This is a genomic window from Paraglaciecola sp. 20A4, from assembly GCF_011378905.1.
Classification (GTDB): domain Bacteria; phylum Pseudomonadota; class Gammaproteobacteria; order Enterobacterales; family Alteromonadaceae; genus Paraglaciecola.
Genome location: NZ_WTPY01000005.1, coordinates 154,881 through 176,393 on the forward strand (window position 1 = coordinate 154,881; position 21,513 = coordinate 176,393).

At 43.0% G+C, this 21,513-nt stretch carries 16 protein-coding genes; 5 read left to right on the forward strand and 11 right to left on the reverse strand.

Features of this window, described 5'->3' with window-relative positions; genetic code table 11:
* Positions 1-271 precede the first annotated feature (271 nt).
* The 5 genes from GQS54_RS07880 to GQS54_RS07900 all read left to right on the forward strand — a co-directional run bounded on the left by GQS54_RS07880 (position 272) and on the right by GQS54_RS07900 (position 11,370).
* Positions 272-2,482 (forward strand): GspE/PulE family protein, encoded by a 2,211-nt coding sequence (locus GQS54_RS07880; protein ID WP_166423451.1) that lies wholly within the window; start codon positions 272-274, stop codon positions 2,480-2,482.
* A gap of 158 nt (positions 2,483-2,640) precedes the next feature.
* Positions 2,641-5,985, forward strand: a complete 3,345-nt coding sequence (locus GQS54_RS07885; protein ID WP_166423452.1) for an amidohydrolase family protein — start codon at positions 2,641-2,643, stop codon at positions 5,983-5,985.
* Between the two features lie 146 nt (positions 5,986-6,131).
* Positions 6,132-7,154: a GGDEF domain-containing protein gene (locus GQS54_RS07890; RefSeq protein ID WP_166423453.1), complete on the forward strand. Its 1,023-nt coding sequence runs from the start codon at positions 6,132-6,134 to the stop codon at positions 7,152-7,154.
* A 289-nt stretch (positions 7,155-7,443) separates the two neighbouring features.
* The gene (gene fusA / locus GQS54_RS07895; protein WP_166423454.1) at positions 7,444-9,531 is read left to right on the forward strand and encodes an elongation factor G; all 2,088 of its coding nucleotides are present in this window, start codon (positions 7,444-7,446) and stop codon (positions 9,529-9,531) included.
* A gap of 186 nt (positions 9,532-9,717) precedes the next feature.
* Positions 9,718-11,370: an amidohydrolase gene (locus GQS54_RS07900; RefSeq protein ID WP_166423455.1), complete on the forward strand. Its 1,653-nt coding sequence runs from the start codon at positions 9,718-9,720 to the stop codon at positions 11,368-11,370.
* 77 nt (positions 11,371-11,447) lie between these two features.
* On the opposite strand, the gene GQS54_RS07905 is transcribed toward GQS54_RS07900, so the two are convergent.
* The 11 genes from GQS54_RS07905 to GQS54_RS07955 all read right to left on the reverse strand — a co-directional run bounded on the left by GQS54_RS07905 (position 11,448) and on the right by GQS54_RS07955 (position 21,086).
* Positions 11,448-12,326 (reverse strand): MBL fold metallo-hydrolase, encoded by an 879-nt coding sequence (locus GQS54_RS07905; protein ID WP_166423456.1) that lies wholly within the window; start codon positions 12,324-12,326, stop codon positions 11,448-11,450.
* A gap of 91 nt (positions 12,327-12,417) precedes the next feature.
* A complete protein-coding gene (locus tag GQS54_RS07910) occupies positions 12,418-12,630 on the reverse strand; it encodes a DUF1653 domain-containing protein (protein WP_166423457.1) in 213 nt (70 codons plus the stop codon).
* Positions 12,631-12,712: 82 nt separating this feature from the next.
* A complete protein-coding gene (gene dinB, locus GQS54_RS07915) occupies positions 12,713-13,795 on the reverse strand; it encodes a DNA polymerase IV (protein WP_166423458.1) in 1,083 nt (360 codons plus the stop codon).
* A 95-nt stretch (positions 13,796-13,890) separates the two neighbouring features.
* Positions 13,891-14,124, reverse strand: a complete 234-nt coding sequence (gene nqrM / locus GQS54_RS07920; RefSeq protein ID WP_166423459.1) for a (Na+)-NQR maturation NqrM — start codon at positions 14,122-14,124, stop codon at positions 13,891-13,893.
* Positions 14,125-14,160: 36 nt separating this feature from the next.
* Entirely contained in the window at positions 14,161-15,186 is a 1,026-nt protein-coding gene (locus GQS54_RS07925) for an FAD:protein FMN transferase (RefSeq protein WP_240919861.1), read from the reverse strand.
* A gap of 87 nt (positions 15,187-15,273) precedes the next feature.
* Positions 15,274-16,500, reverse strand: a complete 1,227-nt coding sequence (gene nqrF, locus GQS54_RS07930) for an NADH:ubiquinone reductase (Na(+)-transporting) subunit F (protein ID WP_166423460.1) — start codon at positions 16,498-16,500, stop codon at positions 15,274-15,276.
* Between the two features lie 24 nt (positions 16,501-16,524).
* Positions 16,525-17,133 carry an NADH:ubiquinone reductase (Na(+)-transporting) subunit E gene (gene nqrE, locus GQS54_RS07935; RefSeq protein WP_166423461.1) on the reverse strand — a complete coding sequence of 203 codons (609 nt, stop codon included), beginning with the start codon at positions 17,131-17,133 and terminating at the stop codon, positions 16,525-16,527.
* A gap of 3 nt (positions 17,134-17,136) precedes the next feature.
* A complete protein-coding gene (locus GQS54_RS07940) occupies positions 17,137-17,769 on the reverse strand; it encodes an NADH:ubiquinone reductase (Na(+)-transporting) subunit D (RefSeq protein ID WP_006992653.1) in 633 nt (210 codons plus the stop codon).
* Positions 17,770-17,779: 10 nt separating this feature from the next.
* A complete protein-coding gene (locus GQS54_RS07945) occupies positions 17,780-18,541 on the reverse strand; it encodes a Na(+)-translocating NADH-quinone reductase subunit C (protein ID WP_166423462.1) in 762 nt (253 codons plus the stop codon).
* A complete protein-coding gene (locus GQS54_RS07950; RefSeq protein WP_166423463.1) occupies positions 18,531-19,742 on the reverse strand; it encodes an NADH:ubiquinone reductase (Na(+)-transporting) subunit B in 1,212 nt (403 codons plus the stop codon). The genes GQS54_RS07945 and GQS54_RS07950 overlap by 11 nt, the downstream gene beginning before the upstream one ends.
* 3 nt (positions 19,743-19,745) lie before the next feature.
* Positions 19,746-21,086: a Na(+)-translocating NADH-quinone reductase subunit A gene (locus tag GQS54_RS07955; RefSeq protein WP_166423464.1), complete on the reverse strand. Its 1,341-nt coding sequence runs from the start codon at positions 21,084-21,086 to the stop codon at positions 19,746-19,748.
* Positions 21,087-21,513 lie beyond the last annotated feature (427 nt).

Consider the following 21,513-nt stretch of genomic DNA (forward strand, 5'->3'; position numbering starts at 1 on the left):
CTAACCCAAAATTAGGGTCCTGTATTTAATGACATCATGCCGAAGCTTAAGTCAAAAACCATTGCCCTTCTGGACAAGTGGGCGCGAATTATACCTGTATCGCTTACTTTTGCAACAGCAGTTTGTAAAATAATGGAGTTTAACTGCTTTCAACGTTGCCAAGCGCTAAGCCAAGGTTACCTTAGTTCAAGTAAAACGGTGTTATCCACAAATTCCCTCGGCTATAGTGAGGCTATAGCAAATAATAAAAACAACATAGAAGCTGCCCCCTATGGAACAACAATCTGCTCTACAAGACCTTAAAAATCTGTTGGTAAATGCGCCATCTCTATTAAGTGTCTATGATACGCTGGAACCTATGTTGCTGAAATTATTTAAAGCGCAACGTATGAGTATTTTCCAGCGTAGGATGCAACACCAAGATTTAGTCGCTCGTTTTAAAACCGGTAACGAAGTACAGGAAATAAAAGTTCCTATTAGTCCTCACTCTATTGCCGGTTATGTAGCGCTTAGTCAAATTCCTCTCATTATAAATGATCCTTATAGCAGCGATGAATTATCGGCTATTCATCCTCGATTGAAATTTGCGGATAAGTTCGATAAACACTCTACTTTTAGAACGCAAAATCTAATCTGTATACCGATCTTAAATGCAGGCGTCTTAATGGGCATTATGCAGATTATTAATAAGAATGACGGTGCTTTTCAATCGGCAGATTTAGCATTAGCCAATAAAGTTGCGCAAACCCTAGGCAATAAATTTCGCTATGAACTTGGCGGCACCAGTCAACCTTTTGATTATCTTGTTCATAGGAAAGTCATCGATGAGCCGACTCTAAATAAATTTGTACAAGCAAATCCTGAGCACGAACTACTCGTGCAGCGCTTAATGACCGAAAAGCGTATCCCTGAGGACGAAATGGGTATTGCCCTGTCAGTTCACTATCAAGTGCCCTATATAGGTTATAAACCCGACCGTTTCAGACTTTATCAAAGTAATAGCAAACTCAACCTTTCTTATCTTAAGCGCAATTTTGTTGCAGTGGTGACGGATTCGACAGATCGACCCACCGTGCTCATGGCTCAACCGAGCAATGCGAGTCTGTTGATGGAAATCGAGAGCGCGTTAGGAATCGAAAGCTATGGAATATCAGTGGCACTGCCCAATACAATTTTGCAATACCTTGGGGAAGCGAATGGTGGGGGTGTAGGCCCTGGCGCAATGGACGAAATACTCGACGAAATCGGCACGAGTGGTCAGGAGGCAGATGAACAACTGGACGATATGTCTGATGATGCTCCCGCCGTCGTGCGTCTTGTTAGTCGAATCTTACATGATGCTAAACGGCTTGAAGCATCCGATATACATATAGATGCAGAAAAAAATGCGCCAACTCGTGTACGTATGCGAATCGACGGCGTATGCCGAGACATTACACAAGTTCCCGCTTCGCATCATAATGCGGTCATCGCGCGCATTAAAATCATGTCTAACCTTAATATTGCAGAAAAACGTTTGCCACAAGATGGAAAGTTGGCTTTCAAATTATCAGGTCAAGTAATAGAAGTCCGCGTAGCGACTATTCCGACGGTTGCAGGTGAAGGTGTCGTTATGCGTATCCTTTCGACCGGCGGAGCATTACCTATGGGAAAAATGAATTTGTCTCCCGCAAATCAGCAAACCATTTTAAGGATGATTAAAAAGCCCCACGGGATCCTATTAGTCGTTGGTCCTACAGGCTCAGGTAAAACAACGACCCTACATGCTGTTTTAGGTCACATTAACACCCCAGACAAAAAAATATGGACAGCAGAAGATCCTGTTGAAATCACTCAGCCTGGTTTACAGCAAGTTCAAGTAAGCCCGCGTATCGGCTTTACGTTTGCTAGCGCACTACGTGCTTTCTTGCGGGCAGACCCTGATATCATTCTAATTGGTGAAATGCGTGACAAAGAAACGGCTCATGCCGGCATAGAAGCATCATTAACAGGTCACTTGGTATTTTCAACTCTACACACCAACTCTGCACCAGAAACCATAACTCGTTTGCTCGACTTAGGTATAGACCCAGTTAATTTTACAGATGCGTGCATCGGCATTCTTGCTCAGCGACTTGTCCGCACCTTATGTCAGAATTGTAAAGAAGCCACACTGGCCACTGATACAGATATGGATTTTATTAAACGTCAATATGGCGCTGATTATCTACCTGAGCTTAAACTCGTCTCCCCCCTGATGTTACACAAGCCAAAAGGCTGTGAGATTTGCGGTAATACAGGATATAAAGGTCGCACGGGTGTACACGAATTACTTAGCATGACACCTGCTCTACGTTCACTGGTATATAAAACGGCTCCCGTGAGTCAACTAAAAACACAAGCAATGCACGATGGCATGCGCACCTTGATTCAAGACAGCATTCTTAAAGTTATAAAAGGTGATACCGATATTGCACAAATTCAAATGCTTGCCAGTGTGTAAGATAACTTAAACCACAGTGTGAACATAAGTTCACATAAATAGCATATTTGCTAAGCAGTCCTCAATGGGAAAATTGGCCTTTAAAAGTGAACTTTTGTATATTCCTGCGATGCTTTGTTGGGTATGTTTTTATAATAATAATCGATCAGGAAAATACTATGTCTATAAATGTCGTTAGCTGGGCTTTACTCAGTGCAATGTTAACTTTCGGGGGCGAAGCACTCAGTCGCAGTAAAATTCAAGAAAGTGAAGTTATCGTCGAACGGGAAGAAAATGACAACAAACCAGAATGGGATGTATTAAACCCACCTTTTGAACTACATGAAGTAAACATAGATACCGACGAAACTACTTGGTCTAGTCTTGACGTCTCGCCAGACGGCAAACAATTTGTATTTGACATGCTAGGTGATATTTACATCAGCGCTATCAATGGCGGTGATGCAAAATCGTTGACCCAAGACTTTGCTTGGAACATACACCCAACCTTTAGTCCTGACGGTAAAAAAATCGCTTTTATCTCTGACAGAGACGGCCTCTCGAATGTTTGGGTGATGAATCTAGATGGCAGCGGGATGGTGCAAGTCACAAAAGAGAAAAATAATTTAATTCATTCCCCTAAGTGGAGTCCTGACGGTCAATATATAGTGGCAAATAAAGGGATTATGTCTAGTCGAAGTATTCCCGCTGGCGAAATTTGGCTTTATCACCATTCAGGTGGTGATGGAATGGTCATTAAAAAACGAGTTAATGGCAATTCGGACCAAAAAAATATTGCTGATCCTGCTTTTTCTCCTGATGGAAAATATCTTTATTACACTCAAGATGTTTCTTCCGGTAGCACTTTTGATTACAACCGTGATCCCCTAAAAGGCATTTTTGCCATCACGCGCTACGATCTAACCACAGGTGAAGAAGAGCGCTATATCAGTGGCACCGGCGGTGCTGTTGTCCCGACGCCATCACCAGATGGCAAACACATTGCTTTTATTCGTCGAATAAAAGAAAAAACGGCTCTGTTTATTAAAAATATTCAAACAGGAACTGAAACGCCTCTTTATTTTGAACTCGAACGAGACATGCAAGAAGGTTTTGGCTCCGAAGGATATTTTCCCTATTTTGACTGGACCCCTGATTCAAAGACAATCGTATTTTGGACGGCGGGTAAATTTCATCGTTTAGATGTGAAAACTCAAGCGCTTAGCAATATCCCTGTTCGAGTCCAATCTAAAGTGCGATATGCCGATGCATTACGATTTGACGTTGATGTTGCCCCTGATACCTTTGATATTAAAATGACGCGTTGGGCACAAAAATCACCTGATGGTGAAAGCATCTTATTTCAAGCCTTAGGGAAGCTTTACATCAAAGACCTTGAAAGTGGTAGAACGAGACGCTTAACCAAACAAAATGATCATGATGAGTACTACCCGCGCTTTTCCCACGACGGTAAGCGAATCGTGTTTACCACTTGGAATGATCAAACGTTAGGAAGCGTGCGCACTGTATCAACGTCAGGTCGCTCTGAAAAGGTGATTACGATTGCCCCAGGCCACTATATAGAGCCTAGCTTTTCCACTGACGATAATCTTATTACCTATAACAAAAAAACCGGTGGATATTTATTACCTCCCGATTATTCAGTTGAACCAGGTATTTATATAGCGTCAGCTAAAGGTAAACAACATAAACGCGTGGCTAAAAGTGGCAGTGCTCCGCATTTCGCTGGTGACAATAGTCGAGTTTATATGACCCAGTCTGTGCCTGGCTCTGATTATCCTGAACAACAACTTGTCAGCGTCGATTTGAATGGCGAGGATAAGCGTGAACACTTATATGGTGCGGACAAAATAGCAGAATATCGCCTGTCGCCAGACAAAAAATGGATTGCCTTCGTTTATCAATACAAAGCCTATGTGGCTCCGTTTACAGAAATTGGTAAGCGTCAGGACATTGGTCCTGCAAGCACAACGATTCCTATCAAGCAGCTATCTGACCGCGCCGGGGAATATCTAACGTGGCGCAGCGACAGTAAAGCACTGAGCTGGTATCACGCAGCAACATACTATGAACGAGAATTGAAAGATGCTTTTGCTTTTGTTTCCCAAGCAACGGAAGAACTACCTGAGCCGGTTACTGACGGTATTTCGTTATCATTTAAACAAAAAACTGACAAGCCTTCAGGTTATAAAGCACTCGTTGGCGGAACAGTTGTCACCATGCGTGATGCTGATAACCAGCAGGAAGTGATTCAGGATGCTGTCGTTATCATCAAAGACAATAAAATTTTTGCCGTTGGGAAACAATCAGAAATTGAAATACCAAGCGGTGCACAAGAAATCGATACTCGCGGCAAGACAATACTGCCAGGCTTGATTGATGCACACGCTCACGGTGCACAAGGAAGTAATGAAATCATTCCCAATCAAAACTGGAATATGTACTCAGCACTGGCATTTGGAGTTACAACAATTCACGACCCCTCTAATGATACATCTGAAATATTTTCCGCAGCCGAATTACAAAAAGCAGGTAAGCGCATTGCACCGCGCACTTATTCAACAGGTACCATTATTTACGGTGCTGAAGCGTTAGGATATAAAGCAATTATCAACAGCTATGATGACGCGCTAACGCACTTAACACGCCTTAAAGATGCGGGGGCTATTTCAGTAAAAAGTTATAACCAGCCGCGTCGCGATCAGCGTCAACAGATTTTGGCCGCAGCCCGTGAATTAAAACTAATGGTAGTGCCTGAAGGCGGTGGTAAGTATCAACAGAATATATCTATGTTAGTTGACGGCCACACAGGTTTAGAGCATTCATTACCCATTGCTAAGGGATATCAAGACCTAACCTCACTTTGGCAACAAACTGATTTTGGTTATACCCCAACCTTTGTCGTGTCTTATGGTGGTTTAATGGGTGAAGAATACTGGTACGATCGCACTGAAGTATGGAAGAACGAGCGTTTGTTACGTTACACCCCTAGCTTTTTATTAGATGAACGTTCTATTCGTCGGCCCACTGCACCGGATAATCAATACAACCACGTATATGTAGCACAATATGCTAAAACACTCCGAGATAAGGGCGTTAGCGTTCATATAGGGGCCCATGGGCAACGAGAAGGACTAGCCGCTCATTGGGAACTGTGGTTAATGACCCAAGGGGGCTTTACCCCATGGGAAGCCTTGCGCGGAGGCACCATAGACGGTGCTACTCACTTAGGGATGGGTAAACAACTTGGCAGCATCGAAACAGGAAAGCTGGCCGACATGATGATAATAGACGGTGATGTTCTAACAGATATTCGTCGCAGCGAGTATGTAAGCTACACAGTGATCAACGGACGAGTATATGATGCAGCATCGATGAACGAAGTGGGCAGCAAAACTAAACGACCTGCTTTTTTCTTCGAAAATAACAACCATTTGTTTATGCCTCAAGCCACCCAAAGCAGTATTCAGCAAAAGGCCGAAAAACACCACTGGGTGCATTAATGCCTTACAAGTAACGAATAAGGCAGCGGCATAAATGTTCAGCCGCTGCTTTCATCTTTGCCCTTTTGGGGCAATAAACACTAATTCTGGACGAAACGTATTAGTCTGGTAAGCTTAAAAAATATCTGACTGACTGAGCGAAACGTGTGTCTAACAACGATTTAGAGAATTCATTTAAAATTTTGAAACAAACTATTCCGCTGTTGCTCAAGCATAAGATCCCTCCAATCCCCCTAAATTATGCGCTTTGGTATACCTATGTAAGTAATGAATCAGCCACGCTCAACGAAACCTTAGATCAAGTGGTACAGCACAATTTACCGTTATCTTCAGCAAAAAAGAACGAGTTGTATCGCAAACATGTAGCCAACGATAAAGATGTTGACGTATGGGAATTAAGACAATCGATTGAAAGAATGATTGTCGAGTTATCTCAATCGGTTAAAGACACTCGCACTGAAACGCGCGCATTTAAAAGCACCATGGACACCTGCATGGATGACTTAGCTAAAGTCGAGCGTGAAGGGCTAAGTATGGAAGAAGTGATGGAGCTGGTGCGCTCGTTAGTCACCCAGACTAAACAGATTCGCGGCACCACTCTCTCTTTTAATACCGCCTTAATGGATGCTGAGCGTGAAATTAGCCGGCTGAAAGATCAACTGGAAAAAAGTCAACAAGCCGCGCTATATGATGCCCTTACGGGATTGTGTAACAGGCGATATTTTGATGAAGAGCTAGCTGCTCAAGCCATGCGCCCAAACATGTGTTTAATTTTAGTGGACTTAGATAACTTTAAAGTGATTAACGATACCCATGGACATGTGATGGGCGACCTGGTTTTAAAAGCCAGCGCTAAAAAGCTTCAAGCGGCTTGTCGTAATGGCGCCCAAGCATTTCGCTTTGGTGGAGAAGAGTTCGCAATCATTGTACCTAACTGTAAGTTTGATATGGCCCGTCAAATAGCGGAAACCATGCGCCGCTCGATTGAAAAAATAGGCGTAAGAGATAAACGTAGCGCCGAAGTACTTGAAGGTATTAGTGCCTCTTTTGGTGTAGTAGAGATTCAAGAAGGCATGAATCCCCTCGCGCTTATTGAAGCCGCAGATAAACAATTATACGAAGCGAAATCCCTTGGACGAAATCGCGTTATGCCGATGTCTAACCGTTAAGGGTTAGACGAATAAAGGCATAACAAGGGGAGTATTTAAGCAAATCGTCGACACTCTTAATGCGAGAATAATGCGAGAACACGACTTGGCTATTAAATAAACAAAACACCGCTTTATTCGGCGTGTTAAACCATGTAAAATCCGCGAGTTCTTTTTAATGGTCGCACTAAATCCTTAATAATCCCGTCAAAAAGTGTGAATATTTAGGTTAATCTAAAAGAAAATCGATATCCTGCGGAAATATCTTGTATAATCCCGCGCAATTTTTACTCAGACTGAAGTTGAAGCAATGAAAGACTTATCACTTTACAGAAACATCGGTATTTTCGCCCACGTTGATGCGGGTAAAACTACCACGACAGAACGAATTTTGAAGCTTACCGGTCAAATCCACAAAACCGGTGAAGTACATGACGGCGAATCGACTACAGATTTCATGGAGCAAGAAGCTGAGCGCGGTATTACTATCCAATCAGCAGCAGTAAGCTGTTTTTGGAAAGATCACCGTTTTAACGTTATCGATACTCCTGGGCACGTTGACTTCACCGTTGAAGTTTACCGTTCGCTTAAAGTACTCGATGGCGGCATCGGTGTATTCTGTGGCTCTGGTGGGGTTGAACCTCAATCAGAAACTAACTGGCGTTATGCGAATGACTCAGAAGTAGCGCGTATTATCTTCGTAAACAAATTAGACCGTATGGGTGCTGATTTCTACCGCGTTGTAGCACAAACCAAAAAAGTACTTGGTGCTAACCCATTAATCATGGTTTTACCTATTGGTATAGAAGATGATTTTATTGGTGTAGTTGATCTACTTACTCGTAAAGCCTACGTGTGGGATGACACTGGTCTTCCTGAAAACTACGAAATCACCGATGTTCCTGCTGACATGGTTGATAAAGTAGAAGAATACCGTGAAATGCTAATCGAGACTGCTGTTGAGCAAGACGATGACCTAATGATGGCTTATATGGACGGCGAAGAGCCTTCTATAGACGACATCAAACGTTGTATCCGTAAAGGTACGCGTACTATGGATATATTCCCTACTTACTGTGGTTCTGCTTTTAAAAATAAAGGTATGCAATTAATCCTTGATGCCGTAATTGACTATTTACCTTGTCCTACAGATGTTGATCCTCAACCTCTAACAGATGAAGAAGGTGAACCAACTGGTAAATTTGCAATTGTTGATGCAAAAGAAACCTTTAAAGCATTAGCCTTTAAAATCACCGATGACCGTTTTGGTTCTCTTACTTTCGTACGTATCTACTCAGGTACGCTTAAGAAAGGCGACACCATACTTAATGCTGCTACAGGTAAAACTGAGCGTGTTGGCCGTATGTGTGAAATGCAAGCAGATGACCGTAACGAGCTTACCTCAGCGCAAGCGGGTGATATCATTGCGATCGTTGGCATGAAAACTAACGTGCAAACAGGTCACACTTTGTGTGATCCAAAAGATCCAATCATTCTAGAAGCGATGGTATTCCCTGAGCCAGTCATCTCTATCTCTGTTACACCAAAAGATAAAGGTTCAACTGAGAAAATGGGTATCGCTATCGGTAAGATGGTTGCAGAAGATCCTACTTTCCGTGTTGAGACTGACCAAGATTCTGGTGAAACAATCCTATCTGGTATGGGTGAGCTTCACTTGGACATCAAAGTAGACATTCTTAAGCGTAGTTACGGTGTTGACTTGGTTGTTGGTGAGCCTCAAGTTGCTTATCGCGAAACGATTACCCAGGAAGTTGATGATTCTTATACCCATAAGAAACAATCTGGTGGTTCTGGTCAATACGGTAAAATCGATTACCGTATCAAGCCTGGTGAACCTAACACGGGTTTCACTTTCAAATCAGTGGTTGTGGGCGGTAACGTTCCTAAAGAATTCTTCCCTGCCATTGAAAAAGGCTTCAATAGCATGATGGGCACAGGTGTTCTAGCTGGCTTCCCAGTATTAGACGTCGAAGTTGAGCTTTATGACGGTGGATTCCACGCAGTGGATTCATCAGCGATTGCATTTGAAATCGCTGCTAAAGGTGCATTCCGTCAATCAATCCCTAAGGCTGGTCCTCAGTTGATTGAACCAATCATGAAAGTTGACGTGTTTACGCCAGACGACCATGTTGGTGATGTTATCGGTGACTTAAACCGTCGTCGTGGCATGATCAAAGATCAAGAAGCCGGCGTGACTGGTGTTCGAGTTAAAGCTGATATCCCTCTTTCAGAAATGTTTGGTTATATCGGTTCACTACGTACTATGACATCAGGTCGTGGTCAGTTCTCTATGGAGTTCTCACACTACTCACCATGTCCTAGCAATGTAGCTGAAAAAGTAATTGCTGATGCTAAAGAGCGTAACGCTAAGAAGTAATCGTTAATTATAGCTAGTTTTAAAAGCCCCGTTTGTGTATGCAAGTGGGGCTTTTTTGTATCTATGAATTAATCATTTTGTTGGCAAAATTTGCATAATGAGCTCTTTTAGGGCAATTTTTATCCTTGAAGCAATTTATTAGTGACGCCCTAGAATGCGTCACGAAACTTAGGCAAGGATTACACGATGAAACTTATCTACATATTGCTAATCAGTATCTTCAGTTTTAGCGTTTTAGCCGCACCCTCTCATTTAAAAAATATTCAAGGCTACACTTTCGATGAAGCTGGCCAGCTTATAACGTTTACAGATTTGATATTTGATGGCGGCAAAGTGATGGCCATTGGCAATCAAAAACTAGCCAACCAATACCCCAATGCCCACGTTATGGATGGGCAGCAACGCATAGTTGTGCCTGGTATTATCGATGCCCACGGACATATCCTGGGCCTAGGCGAAACGTTATTGGCGGTAGATGTTAGAGATATTGCCAGTGCTAAAAAATCGGCTGAAAAAGTGCGTGACTATGCGCAACAGAACCCCGAGCTTGGCTGGGTTTTAGGTGGTGGGTGGAATCAAGTACTCTGGCCAGGCCAGAAATTTCCAACTGCTGCGATGCTCGATGAGTATATTCAAGACCGTCCTGTATGGATATCAAGAGTAGATGGTCATGCAGGTTGGGCAAATAGCAAAGCATTGCAGATAGCAGGCATCACTAAGGATTCGTTAGACCCGCCAGGTGGGCAAATCATGCGTGACAAAAATGGTGCCCCTACCGGTATTTTAATTGATAACGCGATGACCATGCTTTGGGAAAAGGTACCTCAAGACACAGAGGATGCATTAAGACGCAAACTTGATGCAGCAAGCGAGCATCTACTTTCACTTGGCGTAACAAGCGCACATGATGCCGGCATCGATTACGCCACTTATCAATATTATATTAAGCGCAGCCAAGAAATGGACCTAAACATGCGTATTTACGCCATGATTGCCGCTACGGATCCGAAACTTGCCGAAATGCTCGCTAAGGGTCCTGTCTACGACCAATACGATTACTTAGCTATTCGCAGTGTTAAAGTGTACGGCGACGGTGCGTTAGGTAGTCGCGGAGCGGCAATGCTCGCCCCTTACTCTGATGACAAAAACAATAACGGGCTTCTTTTGACACCAAAAAAGCAACTCAAGCCACTATTTGATCTTATTATTGGCAGCGGTTTTCAGCTTAACATCCATGAAATTGGCGATCGAGGTAATAGATTGGCCCTCGATCAATTTGAAGATACTTTTACACGGATTAAAGGGCAGCATTTACGCAACCGCATAGAGCATGCACAGGTGATTGATGTATCTGACATACCTAGGTTTAAATCTTTAGAGATCATTCCGTCTATGCAGCCTACCCACGCCACAAGCGATATGAATATGGCTCAAGAACGTATTGGCAAAATGCGTTTGAAGGGTGCATACGCATGGCAGTCATTCGAGAAACAAGGCTCTATGGTAACGTTTGGTTCTGATTTCCCGGTTGAATTAGCTAATCCCTTTTTCGGCTTACATGCAGCGGTAACCCGTCAAAACCGAGAGAATAAGCCTGACCAAGGGTGGATAAAAAGCGAAGCCGTCACTGTACAACAAGCGTTCAAAGCCTTTACCTTAAATGCTGCCTATGCTGCCCATCAAGAGAAAATATTGGGTACATTAACAGCGGGAAAATGGGCAGACTTTATTTTAATCGACCAAGATATATTTACCGTTCCCCCACAAGAAATATGGAAAACAAAGGTGCTTGAAACATGGGTGGGAGGCGTTAAAGTCTTCGACGGTAACAATCACTAATGCGGTTATAAATAGAGAAATTAAGCCTAATGCGCCTCAAACAAATTATTTGAGGCGCATGAATTGAAGTAATTGGCTTACTGATCGGTATAGAGGGTAGTAATCCATTTTTCTTCAGTAATAAAGTTCCACGCCCAATCTTGCCATTTATCATCTAACCCCTGATCGATAAGGGTGGTTAAGCTCACTCCTGCAGATTTTTTATCCGCTACATATTTTGCAGTCTGCTGCATCATGTCTAAAGCAGCTTGATAATCCTGCTTTGTCGCTAAGTCACCATGCCCGGGGATTATTTTCGTTTCATCATTCAGCATATCAATCAGCTTAGCCGCATTTGCAATATAACCTTCAACTGTTCCGCCGCCAGCTAAATCTATATATGGAAAACGCCCCTGAAAGAACAAGTCGCCAGCATGTAACACATTGGCCTTTTCAAACCACACTACGCTATCGCTATCAGTGTGCCCTGCAGGTAAATACATAACCCGTATAGTGTCGTCGTTAAAGTGGAAAGTCAGACCTTGCTCGTACGTTACAACTGGTAACGCTGCGTGCACATGATCACTGCTAGATTCTAAGCGTTTGCGCACATTGTCATGTGCAAATATGGTGCTGTCATGCACCTCTTTAAAATAAGCATTCGAACCCGTATGGTCGCCATGGTAGTGAGTATTGATAACATATTTCATAGGCTGTTTAGCAATTTCGCCAATAGCTGCAGATATTTTTTCGGCTAGAGGAGCGAACTGGTCATCAATAATTAAAATACCTTCCTCACCCGCTGATACACCTATATTTCCGCCGGCCCCTGTCAACATATAAACAGAACCACTTAGAGCCTGAGTTGCTATTTTTACATCTGCATATTTATCATCAGCAGCACTGACAGTTACTGAAGTCAGTGCTGTAAAAGCGATAAACGTTAATCCAATCGAACTTATCAACAAATTTTTCATCACGTTTCCTGTTATTAGAAGAGATACCTACATGAACGCAGTCGCGGTCGTTTCAGTTCACTTAATTAATGTCTTGAAGTGAACTTAATAATTAGTCAGTTATACGCGCAAAACGCGGGATTGACTCGCCGTTAACTTCGACAGATTCTACAAACATTGATAATGGACGAACCCATAAACCACGTTCACCGTACATAGGACGATAAACCACTAATTCCGATTCATCCTCTGAATGTCTTGCCACACCGATAACTTCGTAATCGTTGCCTTTGTAATGGCGATATTTTCCAATTTCAATACTCATAAATAACCTTATATAGCGTAATAAATCGAGTATACCTTGTCGTATGGCCTGTGGTAATCCTTAGCATAGGTTCCTTTACATGTTAATCAATGTGGGCAGGTGACGCGTTATGTTCAAATTCAAACACCAGCTGTTGCACATCAATTTTCTCTGGTAACCCAACCGACAACCCCACTAAACGAATACCCCGAGTATCCCTTCGAGTCAAAGCTTCTTGCAGCAAAATTTTAAAATACTCTTTATCCAGTGTGCTGTGCCTATGCTCAACCGTCGTTTGCTGAAAGTCGTTAAACTTTAATTTCACTCCCTGGCTTTGAATTTCAAGCTTTGGATTGGCTTTTTCTAATCTCTCAAGCAACATGGGGTACAAGGTTTCAAGCATCGCCAAGCAGTCTTCATCGGTATTGATATCCTGAGCTAAAGTGCGCTCTACACCCACCGACTTGCGTTTTCTGCTGACCGTTAACTCACGGTCATCGATGCCATGGCTTCGATCCCAAATAATAGGACCAAATTTGCCAAATGATTTGAGGAACGATTCAAAGGGGTACTCGCGCACATCTTGGCAGGTAAATAACCCCATATTGTTGAGCTTCTGTAGGGTAACCTTACCCACCCCAGGTATTTTACCGAGCGGTAGTTGCTTAACAAATGCATCTTGCGTATCAGGTGTGATAACACATATTCCATCAGGCTTATTTTCATCGCTGGCAATTTTAGCGACAAATTTACAAGGGGCTACCCCTGCTGACGCGGTCAGTTGGGTTTCTGCAAATATTGTACGCCTTATATCTTGCGCAATAAGCGTCGCACTACCAGAAAATAAATCGCTGTCTGTCACATCCAAATACGCTTCATCTAAAGACAGAGGTTCGATTTTATCGGTATAACGTAGGAAAATTTTACGGATTTGCTGTGATATTTCACTGTAAAGGGACATGCGCCCAGGAACTAAGACTAAATCAGGACAAAGCTTTCGTGCATAAGCCGTCGCCATTGCTGATCGAACACCGTATTTTCTGGCAAGGTAATTACAAGTTGATATAACACCCCGGCGATCGGCGCTGCCACCTATCGCTAAGGGGACTGCGCGATATTGAGGGTTATCGCGCATTTCGACTGCTGCATAGTAACAGTCCATATCGATGTGTATGATCTTACGCATCTTGCAAACAACTGTATTTAAAAACAGTTATTTTGCGTGAATATCTGCCAGAGTCAATGTAAATCTCACTGACGGTAATCCCAACGCCTAAGTCTTTATAGGATTTGGTTCTGTTTCCATTCATTAAGTTTCGTTTGACGAGCTTCTTCGCGTTCCAAGCGCGCTTTTTTGCGATCACAAGGTTCTGGGCAATCGCAGGCTTTATCAATACCTAACGAACCTAAACCACCACAACTACCTGCAATGGCTTTTCGTTGCACTAAATAGCCTAGCGACATGGCTACCGCCACGACTAAGAAACACACAAATGCTAAAATAAAAGTACTCAAAATATCACCTCGCAGTTGGATATTGTCGGTTGATGTTCATTCGCGATTAATGAATGGTTCGAATTTCGGCGTAGTATACTCTTTAAACTCGTCGTTTTCTCGCGTGATCATTAATACCGCTAAATCATTGTGTAACGCCACATTAAGGGCTTCATCTTTACCCATCACAATCAGAGCTGTAGCTAAACCATCAGCGGTCATGGAAGACGGATGCACCACCGTTACTGCTACTAAATTGTGGGTGATAGGCGCACCGGTGCGTGGATCAATCAAATGTGAGTAACGCACGCCATCTTCTTCGAAGTAGTTGCGGTAATCCCCAGAAGTAGCAATCGCATTGGTACCGATAGAGATAATTTCCTGTACCGCTCGCTCAATAGAAACCGGCTTCTCAACAGCAATGCGCCACTCTACGCCACTTGCCTTGAGCCCAGAAACGCGCATCTCACCGCCCACTTCTACCAAGTAATCGTGCAAGCCTTGTGCATCCAGCAACTCGGCTACAACATCAACACCATAACCCTTCGCAATAGTAGACAGGTCGACATACAAATCGCTTTCAGTTTTTTGCGCTGCGTTATCAAGTAGCTTTAGTTTATCCAAGCCAGTACGCGCCTTTACCTCGGCCACCGCTTGCTCACTCGGACGCTTATCCGGTTTGGCATCTGGTCCAAAGCCCCAAAGGTTAACCAAGGGTCCTACGGTCACGTCTAATACACCATGACTTAACTCTCCTAACCGTTTAGCTTCACGCATTACCGTTAGGGTTTCAGGTGATAAAGGGAAAGGCTCTTCGCTGTACCATTGATTAAAGCGTGATAGCTCTGAATCAGGGTCATAGGTAGACATCAATTTATTTACTTTTACTAACGCTGCATCAATATCATTGTGCAATAGTTGCTCGTCTACTTCCCCGGCATTCACAAATTTAACATTGTAAGTTGTGCCCATAGTATGACCAGTCAAATGGGTTTCTACAGGTGCTTGACTGCAGCTACAAAGTAACAACAAAAAAGCACTTACACCAATAAACCTTGCCATATATCTTTTACTTATTTTCATAGACTTACCCAAATTAAAAAAGGGACCGAAGTCCCTTATTTATATGCTGTTTTAACTCGGTTTAGATAATTATCTAATACACCTTAATTAACCACCGAAGTCATCAAGCATGATGTTTTCATCTTCAACACCCAAGTCTTTCAGCATACTGATAACAGCAGCATTCATCATAGGTGGACCACACATATAGAACTCACAGTCTTCTGGAGCCGGATGGTCTTTCAAGTAGTTTTGCAACAATACTTGGTGAATGAACCCTGTCATTCCTTCCCAGTTATCTTCTGGTTGGGGATCAGACAAAGCAACATGCCACTTAAAGTTCTCGTTCTCTTCCTGCAACATATCGAAATCTTCTACATAGAACATCTCACGCAAAGAACGTGCACCGTACCAAAAAGAAATTTTACGATCGGTTTTAAGACGACGAAGTTGGTCGAAGATATGAGAACGCATCGGTGCCATACCGGCACCACCGCCGATAAATACCATCTCAGCTTCAGTCTTCTTAGCGAAGAACTCACCAAATGGCCCAGAAATAGTCGCTTTATCGCCTTCTTTCAAACTCCAAATATAAGAGGACATTTTACCTGCTGGTAAAGACAAGTTGTTCGGCGGCGGTGAAGCCACGCGCACGTTCAACATGATAATGCCTTCTTCTTCCGGGTAGTTAGCCATAGAATATGCACGAATTGTTTCTTCGTCGACTTTCGACTCAATATTAAAGAAGCCAAAACGTTCCCAGTCACCACGATACTCTTCGGGAACATCGAAGTCTTTATACTTAACATGGTGAGGTGGAGCTTCAATTTGAATGTAACCACCGGCACGGAAAGGCACACTTTCACCATTTGGAATTTGAAGCTTAAGCTCTTTAATGAAGGTCGCTTTGTTATCGTTAGAAATAACTTCGCAATCCCACTTTTTAATCCCAAAAATCTCTTCAGGAAGCTCAATGTCCATGTCTTGTTTAATAGAAACCTGACACGATAAACGGCAACCCTCTTTCGCTTCACGCTTACTAATATGATCAAGCTCAGTAGGCAAAATTTCGCCACCACCTGATTTAATATCTACGCGACACTGACCACATGAACCACCACCACCACATGCTGATGATACAAAAATACCTGAATTTGCTAAGGCACCTAACAACTTGTCACCAGGCTGAGCGGTAATCGCTTTGTCCGGATCGCCATTAATAGAAATGGTTACTTCGCCTTCCGGCACTAACTTTGATTTGGCAAACATAATGATCAAAACCAAAGCTAGAACGATGGCAACAAACATTCCTACGCCAAGATAAATGTCTAACATCTAAATACTCCTATTCGGTTTCGATTAAATTGATACACCGGAAAATGACTGGAAGCCCAACGCCATTAATCCTGCAATCATAAATACGGAACCTAAACCACGCACGCCTTCAGGCATATCTGCATACTTAAGTTTTTCACGTACTGCAGCAAGCAATGTAATAGCCAATGCCCAACCTGCACCACTCCCCGCACCGTAGAAAATACTTTCGGTAAAGGTGTAATCACGCTGAATAGCAAAAGCAACACCACCAAAAATCGCACAGTTAACGGTGATCAATGGTAAGAAAATACCTAACGCGTTATATAGCGCAGGGAAGAACTTATCCAAGGTCATTTCCAGAATTTGAACCAAAGCCGCGATAACACCGATAAAGGTCAAGAAGCTTAAGAAGCTCAAATCAGTATCAGGGAAACCAGCCCAAGCCAAAGCCCCAGGTGCAAGAATGTTAGCGTAGACAAGTTGGTTAACCGGAACCGAAATCGTCAATACCACGATAACTGCTACACCTAGCCCCATAGCCGTTTTGACTTTCTTTGATACAGCTAAGAACGTACACATACCTAGGAAGTAGAACAACGCCATGTTTTCTAGGAAGATAGAACGAATAAATAAACTAAGATACTGTTCCATAAATTACTCCTTAGGCTCTACTTGTTCAGGTTTAATCGTTCTGATGAACCAAATTAAACCACCGATTAAGAAGAACGAGCTGAAAGGTAAAATAAGCAAGCCATTACCTTGATACCAGCCGCCATTTTGTATTAGAGGTAAAATTTCGAATCCAAGAATAGTCCCGAAGCCAAATAGCTCTTTAATTGTACCGATAACAATCAATACAAATGAATACCCTAACCCGTTACCAATACCATCTAGGAAACTGATAAAAGGTGGGCTCTTCATGGCGAAGGCTTCTGCGCGGCCCATTACGATACAGTTGGTAATAATCAGACCAACGAATACCGAAAGCTGCTTAGAAATCTCGTAAGAATATGCCTTAAGGATTTGATCCACTACGATAACCAAAGACGCAATAATCGTCATTTGCACAATAATACGCACTGATGACGGTATCTGTGAACGGATCATAGAGATAAATAAGTTAGAAAATGCCGTTACCGCGGTAAGAGCAAGTGACATTACTAATGCCGTTTCTAACTTAGTGGTTACTGCTAATGCCGAACACACGCCCAGGATTTGCAGTGCAATTGGGTTATTGTCTAGGATTGGCCCAAACAATACCTTTTTCATTTCTTTAGTATCAGCCATTATCAGTCTCTCACGATTTCCATGGTTGGTTTTTAAGGTAAGGACCGAAGCCATTCTTACCCAGCCAATAATCAAGTGTATTTTGCACGCCATTACTGGTTAGCGTTGCACCTGATAAAGCGTCAACTTCGTAAGGGTCATTTGCATCAGCCCCCTTAGTTACGTCAATAGCTACTTCACCATCTTTATACAATTTCTTACCGTTCCACTTCGCTTTCCATTCAGGATTCTGAACTTCACCGCCAAGACCAGGAGTTTCCTTTTGATCATAATAAACGAGTTCACGCACCGTGTTGCCGTCTGAGTCTACTGCAAGCATGGCGTACATGAGGTTCCATAAACCACTGCCATTAATAGGCAGCACGATACGGGTAACGTCACCAGCAGGATTTTTAATTAAATATACGCTTGCCACATTAGGGCGACGCAAAATACCCGCGGTATCAGGTACGGGTTTAATACTCTTAGCTGGGTCGCGTGCCGCTTTATACATATCATAATCAGCGTCTTCTTCGACATATTGCCCCGTTGCCAGGTCTACGAATTTTTGCTCAACACGATCTGCATAGGTAGCAGCAATTTGATCTTTGCTTTGGCCAGGCTCAAGTAAACCTGCTGATTCCAAGATATTGGTTTGCTTATCTAGTTTAGCGTTTGCTTCTTGCTTTGAACGAAGGCCAACGGCCGCCGTAGATACAATCACTGAGCAAACTAAACAGACGGCAATAACAACGCCGACCGTTTTACCTAATGTTTCTTTTTTAGCCGACACGTGCCATCCTCCGTTTAATATTGCTTTGAGCGACGAAATAATCGAATAATGGCGCCCATAAGTTCGCGAACAAGATTGCCAACATCATGCCTTCTGGGAAAGCGGGGTTAAGCACACGAATCAACACACACATTAGGCCGATTAAGAAGCCGTAAGCCCATTTAGCGGTATTGGTGAATGACGCCGAGACAGGGTCTGTCGCCATAAAGAACATACCAAAGGCAAATCCACCGGTAACTACGTGCCAGTACCACGGCATGGCAAACATTGCGTTAGTGTCGCTGCCGATGACGTTAAGCAAGGTACTAAATACCGCCCCGCCTAACAAAACACCCAACACGATACGCCATGAGGCGATACGCATATAAATAATGAATAACCCACCAAGTAAGATAGCTAAAGTCGAGACTTCACCAACAGAACCTTGAATATTACCGAAGAAGGCATCCCACCAATCAGCATTCAAACTCCAGTCAGACACATTACCGGCTGCGGCTTGGCTTAACCAAGTTGCACCAGAAAAGCCATCCGCGGCAGTCCATATTGCATCACCTGAAATTTGTGCAGGGTAAGCAAAATATAAGAATGCACGACCAGAAAGAGCTGGGTTTAAGAAGTTGCGTCCAGTGCCGCCAAATACTTCTTTAGCAATGACCACACCGAAGGTAATACCCAATGCTACTTGCCATAGAGGAATAGTAGCGGGTAGCGTCAATGCAAACAGTACCGAGGTTACGAAGAAGCCTTCGTTAATTTCATGCTTACGTACTGACGCGAAGAGCACTTCCCAGAAGCCACCCACAATGAAGGTCACTGCATAGATAGGTAAGAAGAAACATGCCCCATAAAGGAACATGGCTAAGCCACCCGTAGACTCAAGACCAATCTGGCCGCCTAGTGCAGTAAAGAGTGCAGCCTGCCACGTATCAGGCATTGTTGCGCCAGCGTTAAGAATAACGCTATGAGCTTGCTGACCTATGTTGTACATACCGTAGAACATAGCAGGGAAGGTTGCGGCCCAAACAAAAATCATAATACGTTTAAGATCGATACTGTCACGTACGTGAGTACCGGTTTTATTAACTTTACCTGGGGTATAAAAAATAGTCGCTGCAGCTTCGTAAAGCGCATACCATTTTTCGTATTTACCACCCGCTTCAAAGTTAGGTTCAATTTTCTCTAAATATGCTTTTAAACCCATGAGTTAACCCTCTTTCTCAATCTTGTCTAGACTCTCACGCAAGATCGGCCCGTAATTATATTTACCAGGGCAAACATAGGTACAAAGCGCTAAATCTTCTTCGTCTAACTCCAAACAACCCAATGTTTGAGCACCATCTGTGTCACCAGAAATCAGATCACGCAACAATAAAGTTGGTAAAATATCTAACGGCATAACACGTTCATAGTTACCAATTGGTACCATTGAACGGTCTGAACCATTAGTGGTTGTGGTCATATTGAACAATTTCTTTGGACTAAAATGCGCAAGATAAGCTCGTGTAACTGAATGCTGGTTAGCCCCAGGCTTAATCCAACCTAAGAATTCTTTTTCGCGGCCTTCTTTAATCAACGAAACTTGCACATGATAACGACCAATATAGCCGTGAACACCGTGAGCATTGTTCCCTTGCAAAACCGAGCCGGAAATAGCACGCACATCGCCTTCAGTGACTTCACCAGAAGTGAGTTCACTAACACTTGCGCCAACTACCGTTTTGATTAAACGAGGGTTTTTAGCCGCGGGACCCGCTATTGAAACAACACGTTCGTTGTTAAGCGTACCCGAAGTGAATAATGCACCGATAGCCATCACATCTTGATAGCCAGCATGCCAGACCTTTTTGCCTACACCTACCGTATCCAAATGATGAATATGAGTGCCAACTAAACCTGCTGGATGAGGACCAGCAAATTCGTTCACATCAACTTTCACGTCACCCACTGGAATATTGGCACCAGGTGCTTTGCTAACGAATACTTTACCTTCGGTCAAACACGAAATAACGCGTAAGCCATTGATAAAGTCAGCATTGCGCTCTGCAATAATCACCGCTGGGTCACCGGCAAGTGGACTTGTATCCATTGCGTTGACGAAAATTGAATGAGGTTTGCTATCAAGTGCAGGTATTTTGCTATAAGGGCGTGTGCGAAGGGCGGTCCATAATCCAGATTCAACTAGAATATTTTGCACCTTATCAGCCGCTATAGATGACAGTTCAGATTCGGCAAACTTGTCGAAAACTACTGCGTCATTGCCTTCAACTTGAATAACCACGGATTGCAAAACACGCTTTGCACCGCGGTTAACTTCGACGACAGTACCAGAAGCAGGAGCGGTAAACTTCACACCTAGATTCTTTTTGTCTTCGAACAGCATCTGGCCTTTTTGCACTTTATCACCAACATGCACATGCATAGTTGGACGCATACCAATGTATTCTTCACCTAATACAGCAACCTTAGTAATCGCTGGACCGTCGTGAATTTTTTGTTCTGGCGCTCCCGTAATCGGAAGATCTAACCCTTTCTTGATTTTAATCATACGCAATAGCACTACTCTAAAGTCAATACACATCACGGTTAGCCTTTCAGCTACATGCCATCAATCGCGTTGACTTGTTGGCAAAAAACCTATTCGTGATGAGTATTATGGATGTTATTTTGTAAATGTAATTGCCTAACCACTGTCACGAGTATTTCACTCTAGAACCGCAGCTCGACCCGATATTTTTATTATTATTGATAGAAAAAATTAAATAACGATGAAATTTCCACTTCACCTAACTCCGGAATTTTAACATTATCCGAAGCCGTTCTGCCATGGCAAATGTGATTAAGCACTATTTTTTTAGTGTATTTTATCGTCATTATCCGCATCTTGTCTCTTGACCCAGAAAAAACAACAATTTATTAACATATGCCGCCATAGTACATGCGAATGGCTCGTATTTGCATCATGAAAGATGATA